The following is a 16,839-nucleotide window of genomic DNA, read 5'->3' on the forward strand; positions in this document are numbered from 1 at the left end:
GGACAGCAGAGGGTTAGTCTTTCTTTTCGAACTCCACGCCGGCAGTGCGGGCGACAGAATCAAGAGCGGCATTGACCATGCCGGAGGCGTCTTCCTCGAAGAAGGCGCGCGCGATGTCGACATATTCGGTGATAACGACGCGCGGCGGGATATCGCGGCGGTGCAGAAGCTCGAAGGCTGCGGCGCGCAGGATGGCACGAAGCGTGGAATCGATGCGCTCCATCGGCCAGTCGTCGGCCAGAGCTTTATCGATGGCAGGATCGATGCCGAGCTGGTTCTTGGTAACCCCGCGCACGATCTGGCCGAAGAAATCGGCATCGGCGGGCAGATACTGCTCGCCCTCGATCTCGCGACCGAGATGGAAAGCGCCGAACTGAGCCAGCGTATCTTCAAGAGTCTGGCGGCCCACATCCATCTGGTAGAGCGCCTGAACCGCAGCCAGGCGAGCGGCGCCGCGCTGATTGGCCGGGCGAAGGGTTTGCGGGTCGCGTTTCGGAAAATCTGTCATCTATGCGTTCAACTTTGCCTTTAGGGCGGCAAGAGCAAGGGCTGCGCGGGCAGCATCGCCACCCCGATCGCCATCGGTTCGGCGTGCGCGGGTCCAGGCCTGGCCTTCATTCTCGACCGTGAGGATACCGATGCCAAGCGGCAGAGCGTCGACCACAGCCAGTTCGGCAAGGGCCCGAGTGCTCTCATTGGCAACGGTCACGTAGTGGTTGGATTGGCCGCGGACGACGCAGCCAAGGGCAACGAAGCCATCGTATTTTTCGGATTCGAGAGCCATGGCGACGCCGACAGGAACTTCCATCGCACCGGGTACGGAAATGACCTCGTGGGTAGCGCCGGCCGCTTCCAGCGCTGCGATCGCACCCTCGCGCATTTCGTCGGCGATGGCGGGATAGGCTCGCCCCTCGACGATCAGGAAATGCAGCCCTTCGGCCGAACCCGCGGCAATGGGGAAGCGCTCGCCATACGAGTCCATGTCCGACATCCTTTGTGAGGAGCCGAAGCTCCGCTGCCTTTATCCCTCACCCCATAGTCCGCCCGGCGAATCCGCGCAACTGTGGTGGTGGGCAGATGCGTCTATTCGTCTTCGGGGAGAGATGGGGTCGCGTCAGCATCGAGTTCGGCGAGGAAAGCGCGAAAATCGTTGGCCGCGGAAAAATTCTTGTAGACCGAAGCAAAGCGGACGAATGCAACGTTGTCGAGGCTCTTGAGCCCCTCCATCACATATTCCCCGATCTGATCGGAAGTGATCTCGACCTCGCCCAGGCTCTCGAGCTGGCGCACGATTCCGGAAATCATGCGCTCCACACGCTCGGGATCGACAGAGCGCTTGCGCAACGCCGTGTTGATCGAGCGGGTGAGTTTTTCGCGATCGAACGGCACCTTGCGGCCGGATTTCTTGACCACGGTCAATTCGCGCAGCTGCACGCGTTCGAACGTGGTGAAGCGACCACCGCACGCGATGCACACGCGACGGCGCCGGATCGCGCCGGAGTCCTCGGTTGGCCGTGAATCTTTCACCTGGGTGTCGTCATTGCCGCAATAGGGGCAGCGCATCAGTTGTTTTGTCCTGAAGAGGGGAAATAAGGGGCATCCGCCGGCGCGGACGCCCCTCCAAGGCTTTATCCGTAGATCGGGAAACGGTCGGTCAGGGTTTTGACCTTTTCACGCACCGCGGCTTCGACCGCTGCGTTGTTATCGTCGCCATTGGTCTTGAGGCCATCGAGCACTTCGATGATCAGTTCGCCGACAGTCTGGAACTCGGCTTCCTTGAACCCGCGGGTCGTGCCGGCGGGGGTGCCGAGGCGGATGCCGGAGGTAATGGCCGGCTTTTCCGGATCGAAGGGCACAGCGTTCTTGTTGCAGGTGATGTGAGCGCGGCCGAGAGCAGTCTCGGTTGCCTTGCCTGTGAGCCCCTTGGGACGCAGGTCAACCAGCATGAGGTGATTGTCAGTGCCGCCGGAGACGATATCGACTCCGCCCTTGACCAGCGTTTCGGCAAGAACCTGAGCATTGCTGACGACCTGCTTGGCGTAGAGCTTGAACTCGGGCGATAGCGCTTCCTTGAAAGCCACGGCCTTGGCCGCGATCACATGCATCAGGGGGCCGCCCTGGATCCCCGGGAAGATGGCGGAGTTGATCTTCTTGGCGATATCTTCGTCATCGGTGAGGATCAGGCCGCCGCGCGGGCCGCGCAGGGTCTTGTGCGTGGTTGTAGTCGCAACGTGGGCGTGCGGGAATGGGCTCGGATAGACACCACCGGCGACGAGACCGGCAACGTGGGCCATGTCGACAAAGAGGATGGCGCCGACTTCATCGGCGATGGCACGGAACTCAGCCCAGTCCATGACGCGCGAATATGCCGAGAAACCGGCAACGATCATTTTGGGCTTATGCTCGCGCGCGAGCTGGCGGACCTGATCCATATCGACGCGGCCATCCTGCTTGCGCAGGCCGTATTGAACGGCGTTGAACCACTTGCCGGACTGATTGGGCTTGGCGCCATGCGTCAGGTGACCACCCGCATCGAGCGACATGCCAAGGATCGTGTCGCCGGGCTGCACCAGCGCCTGATAAACGCCCTGGTTGGCTTGCGAGCCGGAGTTGGGCTGTACGTTGGCAAAGCCGACGCCGAAGAGCTGCTTGGCACGCTCGATGGCGAGGCTCTCAGCGACGTCGACGAACTGGCAGCCGCCATAGTAGCGCTTGCCCGGGTAGCCTTCGGCATATTTATTGGTCAGCACCGAACCCTGCGCCTCAAGCACAGCCTGGGAAACGATGTTTTCGGAGGCGATCAGCTCGATCTCGTTCTGCTGGCGACCAAGTTCGTCCTGAATGGCCTGTGCGATTTCCGGGTCGGTCTGACCGACGGCGGCGGAAAAGAACTGGGGAAAGAGCGGGGTAGAGGTGGCTGCGCTCATGGAGAAACGTCCTCGCAAGGGATCAGGTTGACCGGCATGCGGTGCCCATATCACGCCAAATGGCGCGAAACAAAGACCGCGCTGACCGTGAAAAGGGCATAGGGCTTCCCTGATCGTGGATGGGTGCCCAGGCGAGCGGCTCTCATGATGTTCGCGTTTCCCGGTGGTTCCCCACCTTTTCTCGCCAGTCGCGCGAACAGGCCACTTATGGCGGAAAACCTGGATCACGAAAAGGGCAAAGGGGAAACCAAACCGCGAAATCTTCATTTACATGTCGATGATGAAGCGCGTCCGCCCCGTGATTTAGGATCAACTTGGACGCGGAGGAGAACACCATGACCAAGTTTGTTTCCACGATCAGCGCAGTCGCAATCAGCGGACTGACCGCACTGACATCCGTTGCGCCGGCCCAGGCCTATGACGCCCCTGCCCTGACCCTCAATCAGCGCAACCAGGTGATCCAGACCTACTGCGACCGCAACCCGAGGGATCGCGACTGCCGCAGCTTCTACCGCGGCGGCTGGAATGATCGCCAATATTACAACTTCTATTCGTCGCGCCGCTCTTCAATCGACAATATTGCAGCCGGGATCTTCGGCTTCACCTTCGGCGCAGCTCTAGGTTCGATCATCGCCAACAGCAATAACAACCGCAACGACACGCTTGTTTATCGCGGCGCACCGAGCCAGGTGAACGTAGCAGCCTGTCAGGCCCGCTATCGGTCCTACGATGTTCAGACCAACACTTTCCTGGGCTATGACGGCATTCGCCATCAGTGCCGCCTCTAGGCCCAAACGACAGGACGACGTGCGCGGCTGCCTCTCGAGGCGGCCGCGTCGTTTTTCGGCGGGGAGGTAGAGAAGATCCAGCGCCTATCGCGCCGCGTTTTTTCCGTCAGGCATAGCGTCCACTCGGCCTGCTGGGGATGGGTTGTTGCTCACCCAGTTTTCGCCTGAGCTTTGCCATGGCGACGCGCTCCATCTGCAGCCGCGTTGCGTTAACGGGTGCCACGATAAACACCTCGGTGCCGGTCGCCTCGTCGATCGCGGCGACACGCATCACTTGACCCATTTGCACGAATTCGAAAAGCACGCCGCCGGACATGGGCCCTCCATCTCTAGGATAGCATAACAGCAAAGGCAGGGGCGGCGGAGTCGGAATAAGCGTGTGGCAGACGACATAGACACTGACACAAAAATCCCCGCCGGAGCGGGGATCTAATGCACGTGGCGGCCATCAGGCGAAGCTGACCTTGCCCTGCTCGTCGAATTTATAAACGTCATCACGGAAGCTGACGGTGCCCTGACGATTGGCCCAGGCGGTGATGTAGGTGGTGTGGATCGGCACCTTCGCTTTAACCTCAACGTCGAGCCGCTGCAGCGCGTCGAAGGTGGTATCGACCTTGTTCTGGTCCCAGTCGCCATTGTCACGGAGCAGCCAATTGACGAGCTGATTAACACCGTCCACGCGGACGCAACCGGACGAGTGGAAGCGCGCGTTTTCGCCGAACAGAGCCTTGCCGGGCGTGTCGTGCAGGTAGCAGTCATAGGGATTGTAGAAGTTGATCTTGCAGTGACCCATGGAGTTGGCGGCGCCGGGCTCCTGGCGATACATGTAGTTCACTTCACGATCGCTGATATTGGCCCAGTTAATCGACTGCGGATCGACCTTGTTGCTGCCATCGTAAATGAAGATGTTTTGCTCAGTGAGATAGTTCGGGTTTTCCAGCATGTACTTGGTCAAGTCCTGACGAACCAGCGATTTGGGCACATGCCAATAGGGATTGAAATTGATCTGGTGAATATTGCTCGCCATGATCGGGGTCGCGCGATCGACGCGACCCACGACCGCAGTGTGACGCTGCTCGACCATGCCGTCATTCACCGCCTCGATCGTCGCGGCCGGGATATTGACGACCACATAGCGCGGGTTGAGCTTGGCGGCCATGTTCTGGACGCGCGTATAGTTGAGGTAAAGCTGCTGCAGGCGCTGTTGTGCGGGCACAGACATCGCATACCAGGTCGCTTCATCGACCTGACCATTGACCACGAGACCGTGGCGCGCCTGGAAGGCGCGAACGCCGGCATCGGTGGCACCATCGAAAACATCGTTGACGTTTTCAACCAGCGCCATGTCCCCCGACGAGATCAGGCGGCGCTTGAGGTTGACGACGTGCTTGGACGCCTTGCCCAGATTGAGGCCATAGGCCTCCTGCGGAATCGTTTCCCAGCCGCCAGCGGCCACGAATGGCTCGTATTGCGAGATGGCAAGCTGCAGGTTGTAGACCGTGTCATAAGACAGGATGGGCTCATTGGTCGAGATGAGCGCTTCGGCAGCTGCCGTCGCCCCGCCCTGATCGACGTCGCGCAGCACGCGGTTGCGAGCGAACATATCCCAGATCGACTCGTTTTCCTGGCCGCGCGCCAAAGTCGGCAGCGCAGCGGTAGCGCCGGCAATAGCCATGGTCTGCAGGAAGGACCGTCGATTCAACCGCATTTTCGTCACCCAGAAATCTGTCGCCACCACAGGCGCGATTACCATTGTCAACCTTTGCTCCACAACGGCGGTCAACGCCTTGTGAACCATCACAGCATGCGCAAGCATTCGTCGAGAAATGGTTTAAAGCTGGTAAGCCGCTGCGCCTGGTTTGCGGCACAAATAAGAAAACGCCGGCCACTGGCCGGCGTCTGTGCAGCGGATGTGGCGCGGAGGCAACACGTACCACCATCCGCACGCCAATTTTGTTGTTCGGGGATTGCTCCCCTGCCCCTTAGAGCTTGTAAAGGATCTGGTCGACCCAGAAGCGCTCGAGGCGAGCCAGAGACTTGTTGAGGTTGTCGAACTCCTCGTCCCCAAGGCCACCGACCTTATCGATAGACTTGAGGTGACGATCATAGAGTTCGTCGATCACTTCAGCCACTTCCTCGCCCTTGGGGGTGAGGCGGATGCGAACCGAACGGCGATCCGTGCGCGAACGCTCCTGGAAAATGTAACCAGTCTCGACCAGCTTCTTGAGATTGTACGAAACGTTGGAGCCAAGATAGTAGCCGCGCGAACGCAGTTCACCTGCGGTCAATTCGCTGTCGCCGATGTTGAACATCAGCAGCGCCTGAACCGGATTGATGTCATCCCAGCCCATGCGGTCGAACTCGTCCTTGATCAGATCGAGCAGACGACGGTGCAGACGCTCCACGCGGGAAACGGCTTCGAGATAAAGTGGCTTGAGACCTTCCGGACGGTTCGGAACAAGGGCCTCAGCTGCGTTCGACTTGGTTGCCATAGTGTGCCTCACTGTTTTTCTGCGTGCGATTTTTCGCATCTCATGAGGCCAAACTACGACGGCCGGACTAAGATCCACCTAAACAGCACGCTTAATGCCATCTTACTGGAAAGCAATGAGAATTTGGCTTAACGGATCGTCACACCGGTGCATAAAGTTGTAACCTTTCCGAGGCGTAAACAGCGCTCGGCACCAGTTGCCGGTGGACTGTTTCAACACAAGGGGCGGCTCTCCGGACGGTCCGCTGCGAGAGGACGCCTTTTCGTTATCGGTTGAGCGCTGGCACAGGGTTATTTCGACCGGCCATATTTGAGCCGAATACCAGTGGAAAAGTTCAGTCCGCTGCCTGAGCCCGCGTGAAGCGGAACGCGAGCGCGAAGATCACGACGACGGCGATCAAGAGGACGACCCGCATGGCGAAGCCAATGGCTGTCATCCTGATATCGTTGCTGCCACCGATGTAGAGCGCCAGTTCGGCAGCAGTGGCGCCCACCAAAAGCACGGCGCCCCAGCTTGCCTTGAGCCACAGGCCGACCCCGGCAAACAGCCGCGCCAGCGAGAAGATCGCCAGAAGAACAAAGCCGGCTGGCCCGAGCACAGCCAGAGGGCTCGTCTCGCCCAAGCTGATTCCCAACAGCCGTGCGGCATCGTTGAGCCCAAGCGCCAGGCTCAGGAGCGCTACGATGCGGAGATAGAGACCGAGATGAGGTGACTTGGACAGCATGCCTCTCATTACGGCAAGAGACCCCGGTGCGACAAGCGGCGGCTTGGAGACGCCAGGCGCCACTGCTATGGAGCACCCGAGTCCCGACACGCGAGCGAGGAAGATATGACGCAGAACTGGCCCAAGCACGACATGTCCTTTCTTGGCGGACGCCGGCAGCGTCGCCTGCGCCAGAGTGCGTGGAGCCGCGACATGGTTCGGGAAACCGAGTTGTTGCCGCGCGATTTGATCTGGCCGCTCTTTGTCATCGAGGGTCAGAACGAAAAGACAGCGATCAAGACGATGCCCGGCGTCGATCGCCTCTCCATCGATCTCCTCGTGAATGCCGCAAAATCCGCGCGCGATGCCGGTATCGCTGCGCTGGCACTTTTTCCCAATACGCCCGACCACCTGCGCTCGGAGAACGGTGCCGAGGCCTACAACCCCGACAATCTGATGTGCCGCGCACTTGCGGCGATCAAGTCAGCGGTTCCCGACATCGGGCTTATCGCCGATGTGGCGCTCGATGAATATTCGAGTGACGGCCAGGATGGTCTCGTGCGGGATGGAAAAATCCTCAATGACGAAACGGTGTCCGCAATGGTCCGTTCTGCTCTGGTCCAGGCTCGGGCCGGTGCGGACATCATCGCGCCATCCGACATGATGGATGGGCGCGTTGGCGCGTTGCGAGCGGCGCTCGATGCGGAAGGTTTCGAGCATGTGCAGATCATGTCCTACGCGGCCAAGTATGCGTCCTGCTTTTACGGGCCCTTCCGCGAGGCAGTAGGATCGGGCAGCCGGCTCAAGGGTGACAAGCGCACCTATCAGATGGACTATGCCAATTCCGACGAGGCCCTGCGCGAGATTGCGCAGGACATCGAAGAAGGGGCAGACAGCGTGATGATCAAGCCGGGCATGCCTTATCTCGACATCGTGCGGCGGGCAAAGGACACGTTCAACGTCCCGATCTATGTCTATCAGGTGAGCGGAGAATACGCGATGATCGAGATGGCCGGGGCGGCCGGCGCGATCAATCGCGACGCGGCCGCGCTCGAGAGCCTCTGGGCATTCAAACGCGCGGGTGCAAACGGCATCCTGACCTATTACGCACTTGAGATGGCCCGCAGGCTCGGCCGCTAGCCAGCCTCCTCGGGGGTGGCGGCCGCCTCTTCGCGCGCTGGCGGCGGCCGCTTTCGCGCCATGGTGGCGCTGACGATCCCGGCAGCCGCCACGAGCCCGATTCCTGCCATGGCGATAGGGTCCGGCGCATGGCCGAAAACCAGCCAGCCGAACAATGCTGCCCAGCCGAGGTGAAGATAGTTCATCGGAGCCAGAATGGCGGCAGGAGCATAACGATAGGACTGGGTGAAGAGGTAATGTCCAAGACCGGCGGATACCCCGAGACCGACAAAGAGGAAGACCTGAAGAGGCGTGGGCACGGCGCCATAGAGCGTCCAGGGCAATAGCAGGCCAAAGAGGATCGAGCCCACGAGGGCTGTGTAGAACAGCATGGTAATCGTATGTTCGGTGCGGGCAAGAACGCGCGAGAGCAGATTGTATCCCACCGCCAGGACCACATTGCCGAGGGCGAAGGCTATGCCCCAGGGATCGAGACCGCCACCCGGGCGCGCGATCAGCAGCACCCCTGAAAACCCGAGCGCTGCGGCAATCCAGGCGCCGGAGCCGACCTTTTCATTGAGGAGCGGCCCTGAAAGCAAAATGACCAGTACAGGCGCGAGATAAACGATAGCAGTCGCCTCGGCCACGGGCATGCGTTGCAGAGCGAAGCCCATCAGCACAGAAGCGATGGCAAGGCACCCGCCCCGCAGCAACACGAGGCGTTTGCGCGTGGCGCGCACCATCGTGCGCCCATGGAAGGGCGCGACGATGGCGATCATTAGCAGCGCATGGGTGATGTAGCGCACCGCCATGACCAGCGGCACGTTGTAGTCGGTGACCAGCAGCTTGTTGGTTGTGTCGCTATAAGCAAACAGCATCGTTGCACCAACGATCAGGGCAAGTCCGCGCAAAGGCTGATCGGACAGCGGCGCAGGGGCAGCAGAAGAGGTCGACATTTTGATCCGGGGGCAAGAGCCCAGCAACAGCCGCGACTCGCCAAAAGTGGGGGGCTTGCCCATGATAGGCGTTCATGCTCCATGCGCCCAGCCGAAATGGTCCGCGCGCCTCTTGCAGTTGGCCCAGACCATAACAATCTGTGTGCCATGACCCAGAACTATGCCAACCGCCCCTATTTGCCCGATCCGGCCACGGCACCAGAACTCTTCGAAGGCGTTCTGACGCGGCGTGTGATCGCCTATCTGATCGATCTGGCCATCATGGGCTGTCTGGTGCTCGCTGCCTTTCTCGTGGGCGGCATTCTGGGCTTTCTGACTTTCGGTCTTGCCTGGGCTGCGCTGGTCTTCGTCGTGCCGGGCGTCGTCGTGGCCTATTATGCCATAACGCTTGGGTCCTCTCGGCGGGCGACGGTAGGCATGCAGATGACTGACATTGTCCTTACCCCAACGCGCGGCCAACCGCTTGATGGCTGGATGGCGATCTTGCACGCACTGCTCTTCTGGGTGACGTTCTGGATCTCATGGCCGATTTCCCTGGCCTTTGCGCTGTTCACGCCGCGGCGGCAGATGATCCACGATCTGATCGTGGGTACGCTGATGGTCCGGCACTCGCCCATGATCCGCCACTGGCAGCACGCGCGCAGCGCCCCTTCCTATTGAAACATTGCCGCGCGGGCCGAGGAGGGGTAAGCTCTCCCGATTGCAGCAACGGGTCCTGAATGACCGACCAGTCACCAGAGACGACACAGCTTTTCCTGACCGCAGCCATGCCTTGCCCGTATTTGCCGGGGCATATGGAGAGGAAACTGTTCACCCATCTCAGCGGACGCCGTGCGTCAGCGCTGCACCATGTGCTGAGCGATAATGGCTTCCGGCGCAGCCAGAACCTGATTTATCGGCCGGCCTGTGAAGGGTGCAATGCCTGCCAATCGGTGCGGATCGTTGCTGGCGAATTTGCAGCGTCCGCACGCTTCCGGCGCGTGCTGCGCACCAACTGCGACCTCTCCATCGCCGTTCGCCCGACTACGGCGACTGTGGAGCAGTACGACCTTTTCAAGCGCTATCTCGAATCGCGCCATTCGGGCGGCGGCATGACCTCGATGTCCTACCAAGACTACGAGTACATGGTCGAGGATACGCCAGTGCAATCAGTTCTGGTGGAGTATCGCCTGCGCGATCATCCAGAGGAGCCGCTTGTGGCTGTCGCCCTCACCGACGTCATGCCGGACGGGCTTTCGATGGTCTATTCGTTCTATGATCCGGATCTTGCGCATCGCAGCCTCGGGACATTTCTGATCCTTGATCATATAGCGCAGGTGCGTTCCGCCAGCCTGAGCTATGTCTATCTCGGCTACTGGGTCAAGGAGTCGCCTAAGATGGCCTACAAAGCCCAGTTCCGCCCCCTTGAGGTCCAGAGTGGGCATGCGGGCTGGCTAAGGCTTGAGGACTGAGCTTCAGACGGAGAGGTGCCTTAGTGGCACTTATGGTAAAGTGCCTTGAAGCGCCAGGCATCGAACCACAAAGAGATGACGCTGTCAGATCCTATGGGCCGCGTCTATTCTTGGGGCTGCCCTGCGCTCCGAGCGTCAGGAAGAGCGTTCACAAGAATGAGGCCCCCCTCAAACCACGATGTCAAACACGATCAGGCCGTTCCGCCCTCCGTCCAGCGCGGCAACCAGCTTCGCGCCCGCCGCCTTATGATCGGGGTGGACAAGATAGGCATCGCGGGCGACTTCATCAGCGAAGTCCATGGTGAAGCCATCGGCAAAGCCCTGATGCAGCCCTTCTAGTGACACGTTGGGACCCGAGGACATAGCGAGGAAGCCCGGCACGACTTCACGCAGTGATTCAAGTTCGGCGTAGATGGCGGTGCGCTCCTCACCTGTCACGTCAGGACGAAAGCGAACGAAAACGCAGTGGCGGATCATTTTACGAGTCCTGTGAGCGGGTTAGGGTGAAAAGCTTAAGCTTGCACATCTCTCGGTAGCCGTCACTACCCGGCTTGTCCGGGTAGTCCATGCGGAGATGAGATGGATTGCCGGGACGAGCCCGGCCATGACGGGGGCGGCGAATCATGCCCGGTGCCACGCCGATTATCCCACAAACTTATTGTTGCGCGGGAAGCCTGTGGGGGGCTGGCGGCCGGCTGAGGCGCGGTCGCCCAGCCAGTCGGTCAGCTCTTCCGTAGGTTTGGAATAGGTGCGGCCCGAGCTATCGGTCCAGGTCAAGCCATCTGCGGCATAGAAGGTCTTGATGTCGGAAATACCGCCATCTTTGTAACGCTGCAGGCGCACGCCCTTGCCGCGCGTCATCGTTGCGAGCTGGGCCATGGGGAAAACCAGAAGTTTTCGGTTCTGCCCAATGACGGCGACACGGTCGCCGTCGCACCGCACAATCAGCCTTGCTTCCTCGGGCAAAGAAACATTGAGAATCTGCTTACCCTTGCGGGTATTGGCAACGAGATCGTCCTCGCCGACAATGAACCCATATCCGGCCGACGAGGCGATGATGCGCTTGGCGCCGGGCTTGTAGACGAAGAGCCCAACGATATCCTGGCCCTCGTCGATATCGACCATGATGCGCACGGGCTCGCCCTGGCCGCGACCGCCTGGCAGCTTGTCGGCACCGAGCGTATAGACCTTGCCACCGGTCGTGAGCATCAGGAGCTTGTCTGTGGTCTCGCAATTGATGGCGAGCTTGAGCCGGTCCCCGGCCTTGAACCCCTTTTCGTCGATCGGCGCATTGTGCCCCTTGGGCGCGCGAATCCAGCCCTTTTCCGAAAGGATGACCGTGATCGGCTCGCGCTCGATGAAGGCTTCCGAGATTTCGGCGGCGTCTGCCGTTGGTGCGTCAAAGAACACGGTCCGGCGAGCACCCAGGTGATGCGGCGTCGTGTCATCGGCTTCAAACAGCGGATAGGCCTTCTTGAGCGCTTCGACCTGCTTGGCGATCTCGCCCCACTGGCGCTTGTCCGAGGCAAGCAGCGCCTGAAGCTTGCCCTGTTCGGCGGTGAGGTTCGCGTGCTCCTTGCGCAATTCGATCTCTTCGAGTTTGCGCAAAGACCGCAGCCGCATGTTGAGGATGGCTTCGGCCTGATTGTCTGTCAGGTCGAACGTTGCCATCAGACTGGCCTTGGCGTCATCCTCTTCGCGGATGATGCGGATCACCTCGTCAAGATTGAGATAGGCAACAATATAGCCCTCGAGCACTTCGAGGCGATTGGCGATCTGCTCAAGCCTATGCTCGCTCCGGCGCACCAGCACGACCTTGCGATGGTCAAGCCAGGCACGCAGCGCATCGGCAAGGCTCATGACGCGCGGCGTCGTGCCCTTGTCGAGGAGATTGAGATTGAGCGGGAAGCGCAGTTCAAGCTCTGAAACCTTGAACAGCTGCTCCATGAGTATGACGGCGTCGACCGTGCCGGCACGCGGCTCGAGCACAAGGCGAATATCATCGGCGCTTTCGTCGCGCACGTCCTTGAGCAGCGGCAATTTCTTGGCCAGCAGCAGTTCGGCGATCTTTTCGACCAGACGCGACTTCTGCACGCCATAGGGGATTTCGGTGACGACGATCTGGTAGACGCCCCTGCCCTTTTCTTCCTTGTGCCAAACGGCCCGCAGGCGAAAGGCACCGCGGCCGGTTTCGTAGGAGTGGACGATGGACGATCGGGATTCGACCAGGTGTCCCCCGGTTGGAAAATCGGGCCCGCGCACAAGATCTTCCATGCTTGGCGGTGCCGAAAGATCGGCGTGGACCAGCTCGTCCGTCGTCGCTGCCGGATTGTGGATGAGCTTCAATGCCGCGTTGCAGAGCTCGACGATGTTGTGGGGCGGAACCGAGGTCGCCATGCCGACGGCGATGCCGGTCGAGCCATTGGCGAGGAGGTTAGGGAAATTGGACGGGAGCACAACCGGCTCCTCGTCTTCCCCGTCATAGGTGGGCTTGAAGTCGATGGCGTCTTCGGTGATGCCTTCGAGAAGACGGGTCGCCACCTCGGTCATGCGGCTTTCGGTATAGCGCATAGCCGCGGCGCTATCGCCATCGATATTGCCGAAATTGCCCTGTCCATCCACCAGCGGATAGCGCAGCGCAAAATCTTGGGCGAGGCGCACGAGGGCATCGTAGATCGACTGATCGCCGTGCGGGTGGAATTTACCGATCACGTCGCCGACGATGCGCGCGGACTTTTTATAGCCCTGCCCCGGATCGAGCCGCAGCAGGCGCATGGCGTGAATGATGCGCCGGTGGACGGGCTTGAGGCCATCGCGGGCATCGGGCAGCGCACGCTGGGTGATGGTAGACAGCGCATAGCTTAGATACCGCTCTTCGAGCGCCTGCTTGAGATCGACGATGCGCTGATCGTCTGGCGGCGGAAGGGTATCTGCGTCGTCTGACATGCGGTGCTCAGTTCAGGGGGAACGAATCAGGAAGACAGTATAGCGGCACGCGCGGAAAACGACAGGAAAGCGGCGGATTTGTTGGGGATTGCCGGGTCTGAGCCTAAAGAAAGCCCCCTCACCCTAACCCTCTCCCCAGAGGGGCGAGGGGACTGGGCCGGCGGTTGCGATCAAGTCTTGCATCAAACTGGATCTAATCCCCCTCGCCACTCTGGGGAGAGGGTTAGGGTGAGGGGCGAGCATCGCGGCCGAATCCGTTTACCAAACCCTCCGGGCCACCGTCTCCCCTCAGGGGAGAAGGGAACAGCTCAGTGGCTCTCCTTGCTTAGCAATTCTACCAGCCCATCCCTTATCGCCGGATACTCCATCTGCCGCGCGCTCCAGACATGGCGATCAAGAAAATATCCGGTGAGCCGGAAGGCGTCGCGCAAGGCGTCCGGCGAGGCGTTACCGCGCGCATGGAGGAAGCTCGGCAGCTTGAGCAGACGGTCCTTAAACGGCTCCGCCGCGGCGCGGGATACGGCACGGCCCGATTTTGGCGACACATGGGTCAGATCGGTTGTCGCGCCAGTCGATGCGCAACTTGTCAGATCGAGGCCAAAGCCGAGTTCATCAAGCAGCGCCAGTTCGAAGCGTGCGAGCGCCGCGCCATCGGGAGCATGATCAAGCAAAGACAACGCCTGGCCCAAAAGCCGATCATGGGGGTCGCGTTCCGGGAGCAGCCGCAGGTGGTCGCAAACGAGTTGCACGAGATAAAGCCGCGTCCTGTCGGCCATGAGCTCGGCTGCCCGGCTTTGCAACGGCTCGACCACGAAGGTGCCGAGATGATCTTCGAGACGCGCACGCCAGGTTACCTGGATCGTATTGCCGATCTGCAGCGCTGGCGCGAGCTTCGGCGACCGGCCGCCGCGCACAAGGCCGGCATAACGCCCACGACCTGCAACCATAGCCTCGGCGATGACGCTAGTTTCACCGTGGCGGCGCACGCCGATCAGGAGGGCTTCACCGGTCCATTCCATGCTTGCCCGGCCACGCGCTCATTTCTTCTCGTGCGGGAATTCGAGCCCCATTTCCTGATAGCGCTCGGGATCGTCGGCCCACTTTTCGCGCACCTTGACGAAGAGGAAGAGGTGAATGGGCACCTCATACATCTCCATCAGCTCCTTGCGTGCTTCTGCACCGATCGCCTTGATGGTCTGGCCGCCGGCGCCCAGCACGATCTTCTTGTGGCTCTCGCGCGCAAGATAGACCACCTGGTCGATCTTATAGGACCCGTCCTTCTGGATCTTGAAGCTCTCGGTTTCGACGGTCGAGGTGTAGGGGATCTCGTCATGAACGCGCAGGAAGAGTTTTTCGCGTGTCACTTCGGCTGCGGTGATGGCCATGGTCAGATCGGTGAGGTGATCTTCGGGGAAATGCCAGGGGCCGGGCGGCACATGCTTGACGCACCAGTCGATGAAATCCTTGACCCCGTGCCCTTTGAGCGCAGACAGCATGAAGGTTGTCTCGAAGCGCAGGCGCTCGTTGAGATCCTTGGATAGTGCAAGCAGGCTTTCATGCTTGACGGTATCGATCTTATTGATGATCAACACCTTGGGCTGGCGGATATTTTCAAGGCCCTCGATCAGCAGCTCGATATCGGGCGTGATGCCGCGGTCGGCATCGATCAGGAAAGCGACGATGTCGCTATCCCCCGCCCCGCCCCAAGCACTGTCGACCATGGCGCGATCGAGCCGGCGCTTCGGCGCGAAGACGCCCGGCGTATCGACAAAGACGAGCTGGGTCTGATCGAGCGTCAGGACGCCACGAACCTGGCTGCGCGTCGTCTGCGCCTTGTGCGTAACGATCGACACTTTGGTGCCAACTAGAGAATTGAGCAGCGTCGATTTGCCGGCATTGGGCGCGCCGACCAGAGCAATGAAGCCGCAGGCAGTGTTGGCAAGGTCAACAGGTTCGGTCATTGACGGTCCTTCCAAACCTTCTGGCGCATGAGGAATTCCTCGGCAGCCTTGTGTTCGGCAATCTTCTTGCTGGGGCCAGTCGCGGAAATCCGGTCGAAACCAACGAGATCAATGGCGATGGTGAATTCGGGGGCGTGGTCGGGGCCGGTGCGTTCGACCAGCACATAAGTTGGCGGCTCGAGGCCGCGCGCCTGTGCCCATTCCTGAAGAGTCGTCTTGGCATCGGCGCGATGGGTCTGCCCGTCGGCGATGAATTCCTCGAAGTGCTTTTCGACGAACACCCGCGCCGCTTCGAGCCCGCCATCGAGATAGATGGCCCCGATGATGGCTTCCGTCACGTCGCCGAGAATGGCTTCCTTTTCAGCGCCGCCCGTGCGTGCCTCGCTCTCGCCAAGAAACATCTCCCGGCCAAGATCAAGCTGTCGCGCGATCACTGCGCAGGTTTCCTTGCGCACCAGGGTGTTGAGCGTCCGGCTCAGTTCGCCTTCATTGGCCTTGGGAAAACGAGTATAGAGCATGTCGGCGACGACGAGACCAAGAACCCGGTCTCCGAGAAACTCGAGCCGCTGATATGAGCGATCGACGCGCTTGCCAGGGGAAACCGCACTCGAATGGGTCAGCGCCCGGGCAAGCAGATCCAGATCGGCGAAGCGATGTCCGAGCCGCGCCTGCAATGCGTCAAGATTGGGCTTGTGCCGCGCCATCAGTGCACGAGCTGGAACATACGGTCCCAGCGCACATTGGCCGGCCACTGCCAGATCTGCCAAGGCGGAATGTTGTCCTGGATCGAGAAGAAGCGCGCCTCGGCCTTAGCGATCAGATTGACCGCAGGTACATAACCGACCTGAGCAAGGACACGGCTATCTGCGGAGCGATCGCGATTGTCGCCCATCATGAAATAGTGGCCGGCGGGCACGACATATTCAGGAGTGTTGTCGAGCGGAGCGTTATCGGAAATTTCCTGGATGGTGTGGCTGGTTCCTTCCGGGAACGTCTCGCGGTACACGGTGACCTGGCGCGCATCGCCATTGCTGTCGACATCGGTCGTTGTGCCGATTTCCTCGCGCTCGACCATTGTGCCGTTGATATAAAGGCGCCCTGCCTGCATCTGGATCCGATCGCCCGGCATGCCGACAATGCGTTTGATATATTCCATGTCCTGCGGAACAGGCCGGAAAACCGCGACATCGCCGCGGTTCGGGTCGCGGCCCAGGATGCGATTGCTGATCGGCAGCTCGAAATCGAGCAAGGTGAAATTGCCGTAGCGACCAAGCGAGAATGAGTGCTTGCCGTAACCCCAAACAAACTTGTTGGCGACGAAGTAATCGCCGATCATCAGCGTCTGCTGCATGGAGGCCGTGGGAATCGAGAAGGGCTGATACAGAAAAAAGCGCAGCACGATCGCAATCAGCAGTGCTTCGACAATGACCACGAAAGTATCCCACCACTCGCTCGCAGCGGACTTCTTGACGGACTTATCGGCAGGTTGGGTCATT

At 60.4% G+C, this 16,839-nt stretch carries 19 protein-coding genes and 1 riboswitch; of the genes, 4 read left to right on the top strand and 15 right to left on the bottom strand.

The features are described from left to right. Positions 1-13 precede the first annotated feature (13 nt). The 4 genes from nusB to glyA all read right to left on the bottom strand — a co-directional run bounded on the left by nusB (position 14) and on the right by glyA (position 2,927). The gene (gene nusB, locus BM364_RS10005) at positions 14-508 is read right to left on the bottom strand and encodes a transcription antitermination factor NusB (RefSeq protein ID WP_092424158.1); all 495 of its coding nucleotides are present in this window, start codon (positions 506-508) and stop codon (positions 14-16) included. Continuing rightward, a complete protein-coding gene (ribH, locus tag BM364_RS10010) occupies positions 509-982 on the bottom strand; it encodes a 6,7-dimethyl-8-ribityllumazine synthase (protein WP_092425280.1) in 474 nt (157 codons plus the stop codon). A 101-nt stretch (positions 983-1,083) separates the two neighbouring features. Further along, a complete protein-coding gene (gene nrdR / locus BM364_RS10015) occupies positions 1,084-1,563 on the bottom strand; it encodes a transcriptional regulator NrdR (protein ID WP_092424160.1) in 480 nt (159 codons plus the stop codon). A gap of 65 nt (positions 1,564-1,628) precedes the next feature. Beyond that, positions 1,629-2,927: a serine hydroxymethyltransferase gene (gene glyA, locus BM364_RS10020; protein WP_092424162.1), complete on the bottom strand. Its 1,299-nt coding sequence runs from the start codon at positions 2,925-2,927 to the stop codon at positions 1,629-1,631. A gap of 118 nt (positions 2,928-3,045) precedes the next feature. Beyond that, positions 3,046-3,129, bottom strand: a riboswitch (ZMP/ZTP riboswitch). Positions 3,130-3,262: 133 nt separating this feature from the next. Between glyA and BM364_RS18610 the strand changes: the two genes are divergently transcribed. Continuing rightward, on the top strand, positions 3,263-3,715 hold the full coding sequence (locus tag BM364_RS18610) for a BA14K family protein (protein WP_092424164.1): 453 nt from the start codon (positions 3,263-3,265) through the stop codon (positions 3,713-3,715). Positions 3,716-3,821: 106 nt separating this feature from the next. Here the strand turns inward: BM364_RS18610 and BM364_RS10030 are convergent, their stop codons facing one another. From BM364_RS10030 to BM364_RS10045, 4 genes are all read right to left on the bottom strand, one after another. Further along, positions 3,822-4,031 (bottom strand): DUF6898 family protein, encoded by a 210-nt coding sequence (locus tag BM364_RS10030; RefSeq protein WP_092424166.1) that lies wholly within the window; start codon positions 4,029-4,031, stop codon positions 3,822-3,824. A gap of 132 nt (positions 4,032-4,163) precedes the next feature. Beyond that, on the bottom strand, positions 4,164-5,423 hold the full coding sequence (locus BM364_RS10035) for a L,D-transpeptidase family protein (protein ID WP_175528558.1): 1,260 nt from the start codon (positions 5,421-5,423) through the stop codon (positions 4,164-4,166). A gap of 274 nt (positions 5,424-5,697) precedes the next feature. Further along, a complete protein-coding gene (ldtR, locus tag BM364_RS10040) occupies positions 5,698-6,207 on the bottom strand; it encodes a transcriptional regulator LdtR (RefSeq protein WP_092424170.1) in 510 nt (169 codons plus the stop codon). A 334-nt stretch (positions 6,208-6,541) separates the two neighbouring features. Beyond that, positions 6,542-6,931, bottom strand: a complete 390-nt coding sequence (locus BM364_RS10045) for a DUF6163 family protein (RefSeq protein WP_092424172.1) — start codon at positions 6,929-6,931, stop codon at positions 6,542-6,544. Positions 6,932-7,036: 105 nt separating this feature from the next. On the opposite strand from BM364_RS10045, the gene hemB reads away from it, so the two are divergent. Further along, on the top strand, positions 7,037-8,050 hold the full coding sequence (gene hemB, locus BM364_RS10050) for a porphobilinogen synthase (RefSeq protein ID WP_210186423.1): 1,014 nt from the start codon (positions 7,037-7,039) through the stop codon (positions 8,048-8,050). On the opposite strand, the gene BM364_RS10055 is transcribed toward hemB, so the two are convergent. After that, the gene (locus BM364_RS10055) at positions 8,047-8,985 is read right to left on the bottom strand and encodes a DMT family transporter (RefSeq protein ID WP_092425281.1); all 939 of its coding nucleotides are present in this window, start codon (positions 8,983-8,985) and stop codon (positions 8,047-8,049) included. The two genes, hemB and BM364_RS10055, sit on opposite strands and share 4 nt — an antisense overlap. A 147-nt stretch (positions 8,986-9,132) precedes the next feature. Between BM364_RS10055 and BM364_RS10060 the strand changes: the two genes are divergently transcribed. Beyond that, positions 9,133-9,645, top strand: a complete 513-nt coding sequence (locus BM364_RS10060; protein WP_175528559.1) for an RDD family protein — start codon at positions 9,133-9,135, stop codon at positions 9,643-9,645. Positions 9,646-9,704: 59 nt separating this feature from the next. Further along, the gene (locus tag BM364_RS10065) at positions 9,705-10,436 is read left to right on the top strand and encodes an arginyltransferase (protein WP_092424178.1); all 732 of its coding nucleotides are present in this window, start codon (positions 9,705-9,707) and stop codon (positions 10,434-10,436) included. A 168-nt stretch (positions 10,437-10,604) separates the two neighbouring features. Here BM364_RS10065 and BM364_RS10070 read toward each other — a convergent pair whose 3' ends face one another. The 6 genes from BM364_RS10070 to lepB all read right to left on the bottom strand — a co-directional run bounded on the left by BM364_RS10070 (position 10,605) and on the right by lepB (position 16,838). After that, positions 10,605-10,913, bottom strand: a complete 309-nt coding sequence (locus BM364_RS10070) for a Dabb family protein (protein WP_092424180.1) — start codon at positions 10,911-10,913, stop codon at positions 10,605-10,607. A 165-nt stretch (positions 10,914-11,078) separates the two neighbouring features. Continuing rightward, the gene (parC, locus tag BM364_RS10075; protein WP_092424182.1) at positions 11,079-13,382 is read right to left on the bottom strand and encodes a DNA topoisomerase IV subunit A; all 2,304 of its coding nucleotides are present in this window, start codon (positions 13,380-13,382) and stop codon (positions 11,079-11,081) included. Positions 13,383-13,690: 308 nt separating this feature from the next. Further along, positions 13,691-14,401: a DNA repair protein RecO gene (gene recO, locus BM364_RS10080; protein WP_092424184.1), complete on the bottom strand. Its 711-nt coding sequence runs from the start codon at positions 14,399-14,401 to the stop codon at positions 13,691-13,693. An 18-nt stretch (positions 14,402-14,419) separates the two neighbouring features. Then, complete coding sequence (era, locus tag BM364_RS10085) at positions 14,420-15,343, bottom strand: GTPase Era (RefSeq protein ID WP_092424186.1); 924 nt, start codon at positions 15,341-15,343, stop codon at positions 14,420-14,422. Further along, positions 15,340-16,047 carry a ribonuclease III gene (gene rnc, locus BM364_RS10090; RefSeq protein WP_092424188.1) on the bottom strand — a complete coding sequence of 236 codons (708 nt, stop codon included), beginning with the start codon at positions 16,045-16,047 and terminating at the stop codon, positions 15,340-15,342. Before rnc ends, era begins: the two co-directional genes overlap by 4 nt. Next, the gene (gene lepB / locus BM364_RS10095) at positions 16,047-16,838 is read right to left on the bottom strand and encodes a signal peptidase I (RefSeq protein ID WP_092424190.1); all 792 of its coding nucleotides are present in this window, start codon (positions 16,836-16,838) and stop codon (positions 16,047-16,049) included. Before lepB ends, rnc begins: the two co-directional genes overlap by 1 nt. Position 16,839 lies beyond the last annotated feature (1 nt).

This window comes from Devosia crocina (genome assembly GCF_900116545.1).
Taxonomy (GTDB): Bacteria; Pseudomonadota; Alphaproteobacteria; order Rhizobiales; family Devosiaceae; genus Devosia; species Devosia crocina.

What these genes read in the sequence shown, in the direction of transcription:
- nusB (WP_092424158.1), bottom strand. Translation starts at nt 508, where the DNA reads ATGACAGATTTTCCGAAACGCGACCCGCAAACCCTTCGCCCGGCCAAT.
- ribH (WP_092425280.1), bottom strand. Translation starts at nt 982, where the DNA reads ATGGACTCGTATGGCGAGCGCTTCCCCATTGCCGCGGGTTCGGCCGAA.
- nrdR (WP_092424160.1), bottom strand. Translation starts at nt 1,563, where the DNA reads ATGCGCTGCCCCTATTGCGGCAATGACGACACCCAGGTGAAAGATTCA.
- glyA (WP_092424162.1), bottom strand. Translation starts at nt 2,927, where the DNA reads ATGAGCGCAGCCACCTCTACCCCGCTCTTTCCCCAGTTCTTTTCCGCC.
- BM364_RS18610 (WP_092424164.1), top strand. Translation starts at nt 3,263, where the DNA reads ATGACCAAGTTTGTTTCCACGATCAGCGCAGTCGCAATCAGCGGACTG.
- BM364_RS10030 (WP_092424166.1), bottom strand. Translation starts at nt 4,031, where the DNA reads ATGTCCGGCGGCGTGCTTTTCGAATTCGTGCAAATGGGTCAAGTGATG.
- BM364_RS10035 (WP_175528558.1), bottom strand. Translation starts at nt 5,423, where the DNA reads ATGCGGTTGAATCGACGGTCCTTCCTGCAGACCATGGCTATTGCCGGC.
- ldtR (WP_092424170.1), bottom strand. Translation starts at nt 6,207, where the DNA reads ATGGCAACCAAGTCGAACGCAGCTGAGGCCCTTGTTCCGAACCGTCCG.
- BM364_RS10045 (WP_092424172.1), bottom strand. Translation starts at nt 6,931, where the DNA reads ATGCTGTCCAAGTCACCTCATCTCGGTCTCTATCTCCGCATCGTAGCG.
- hemB (WP_210186423.1), top strand. Translation starts at nt 7,037, where the DNA reads ATGACGCAGAACTGGCCCAAGCACGACATGTCCTTTCTTGGCGGACGC.
- BM364_RS10055 (WP_092425281.1), bottom strand. Translation starts at nt 8,985, where the DNA reads ATGTCGACCTCTTCTGCTGCCCCTGCGCCGCTGTCCGATCAGCCTTTG.
- BM364_RS10060 (WP_175528559.1), top strand. Translation starts at nt 9,133, where the DNA reads ATGACCCAGAACTATGCCAACCGCCCCTATTTGCCCGATCCGGCCACG.
- BM364_RS10065 (WP_092424178.1), top strand. Translation starts at nt 9,705, where the DNA reads ATGACCGACCAGTCACCAGAGACGACACAGCTTTTCCTGACCGCAGCC.
- BM364_RS10070 (WP_092424180.1), bottom strand. Translation starts at nt 10,913, where the DNA reads ATGATCCGCCACTGCGTTTTCGTTCGCTTTCGTCCTGACGTGACAGGT.
- parC (WP_092424182.1), bottom strand. Translation starts at nt 13,382, where the DNA reads ATGTCAGACGACGCAGATACCCTTCCGCCGCCAGACGATCAGCGCATC.
- recO (WP_092424184.1), bottom strand. Translation starts at nt 14,401, where the DNA reads ATGGAATGGACCGGTGAAGCCCTCCTGATCGGCGTGCGCCGCCACGGT.
- era (WP_092424186.1), bottom strand. Translation starts at nt 15,343, where the DNA reads ATGACCGAACCTGTTGACCTTGCCAACACTGCCTGCGGCTTCATTGCT.
- rnc (WP_092424188.1), bottom strand. Translation starts at nt 16,047, where the DNA reads ATGGCGCGGCACAAGCCCAATCTTGACGCATTGCAGGCGCGGCTCGGA.
- lepB (WP_092424190.1), bottom strand. Translation starts at nt 16,838, where the DNA reads ATGACCCAACCTGCCGATAAGTCCGTCAAGAAGTCCGCTGCGAGCGAG.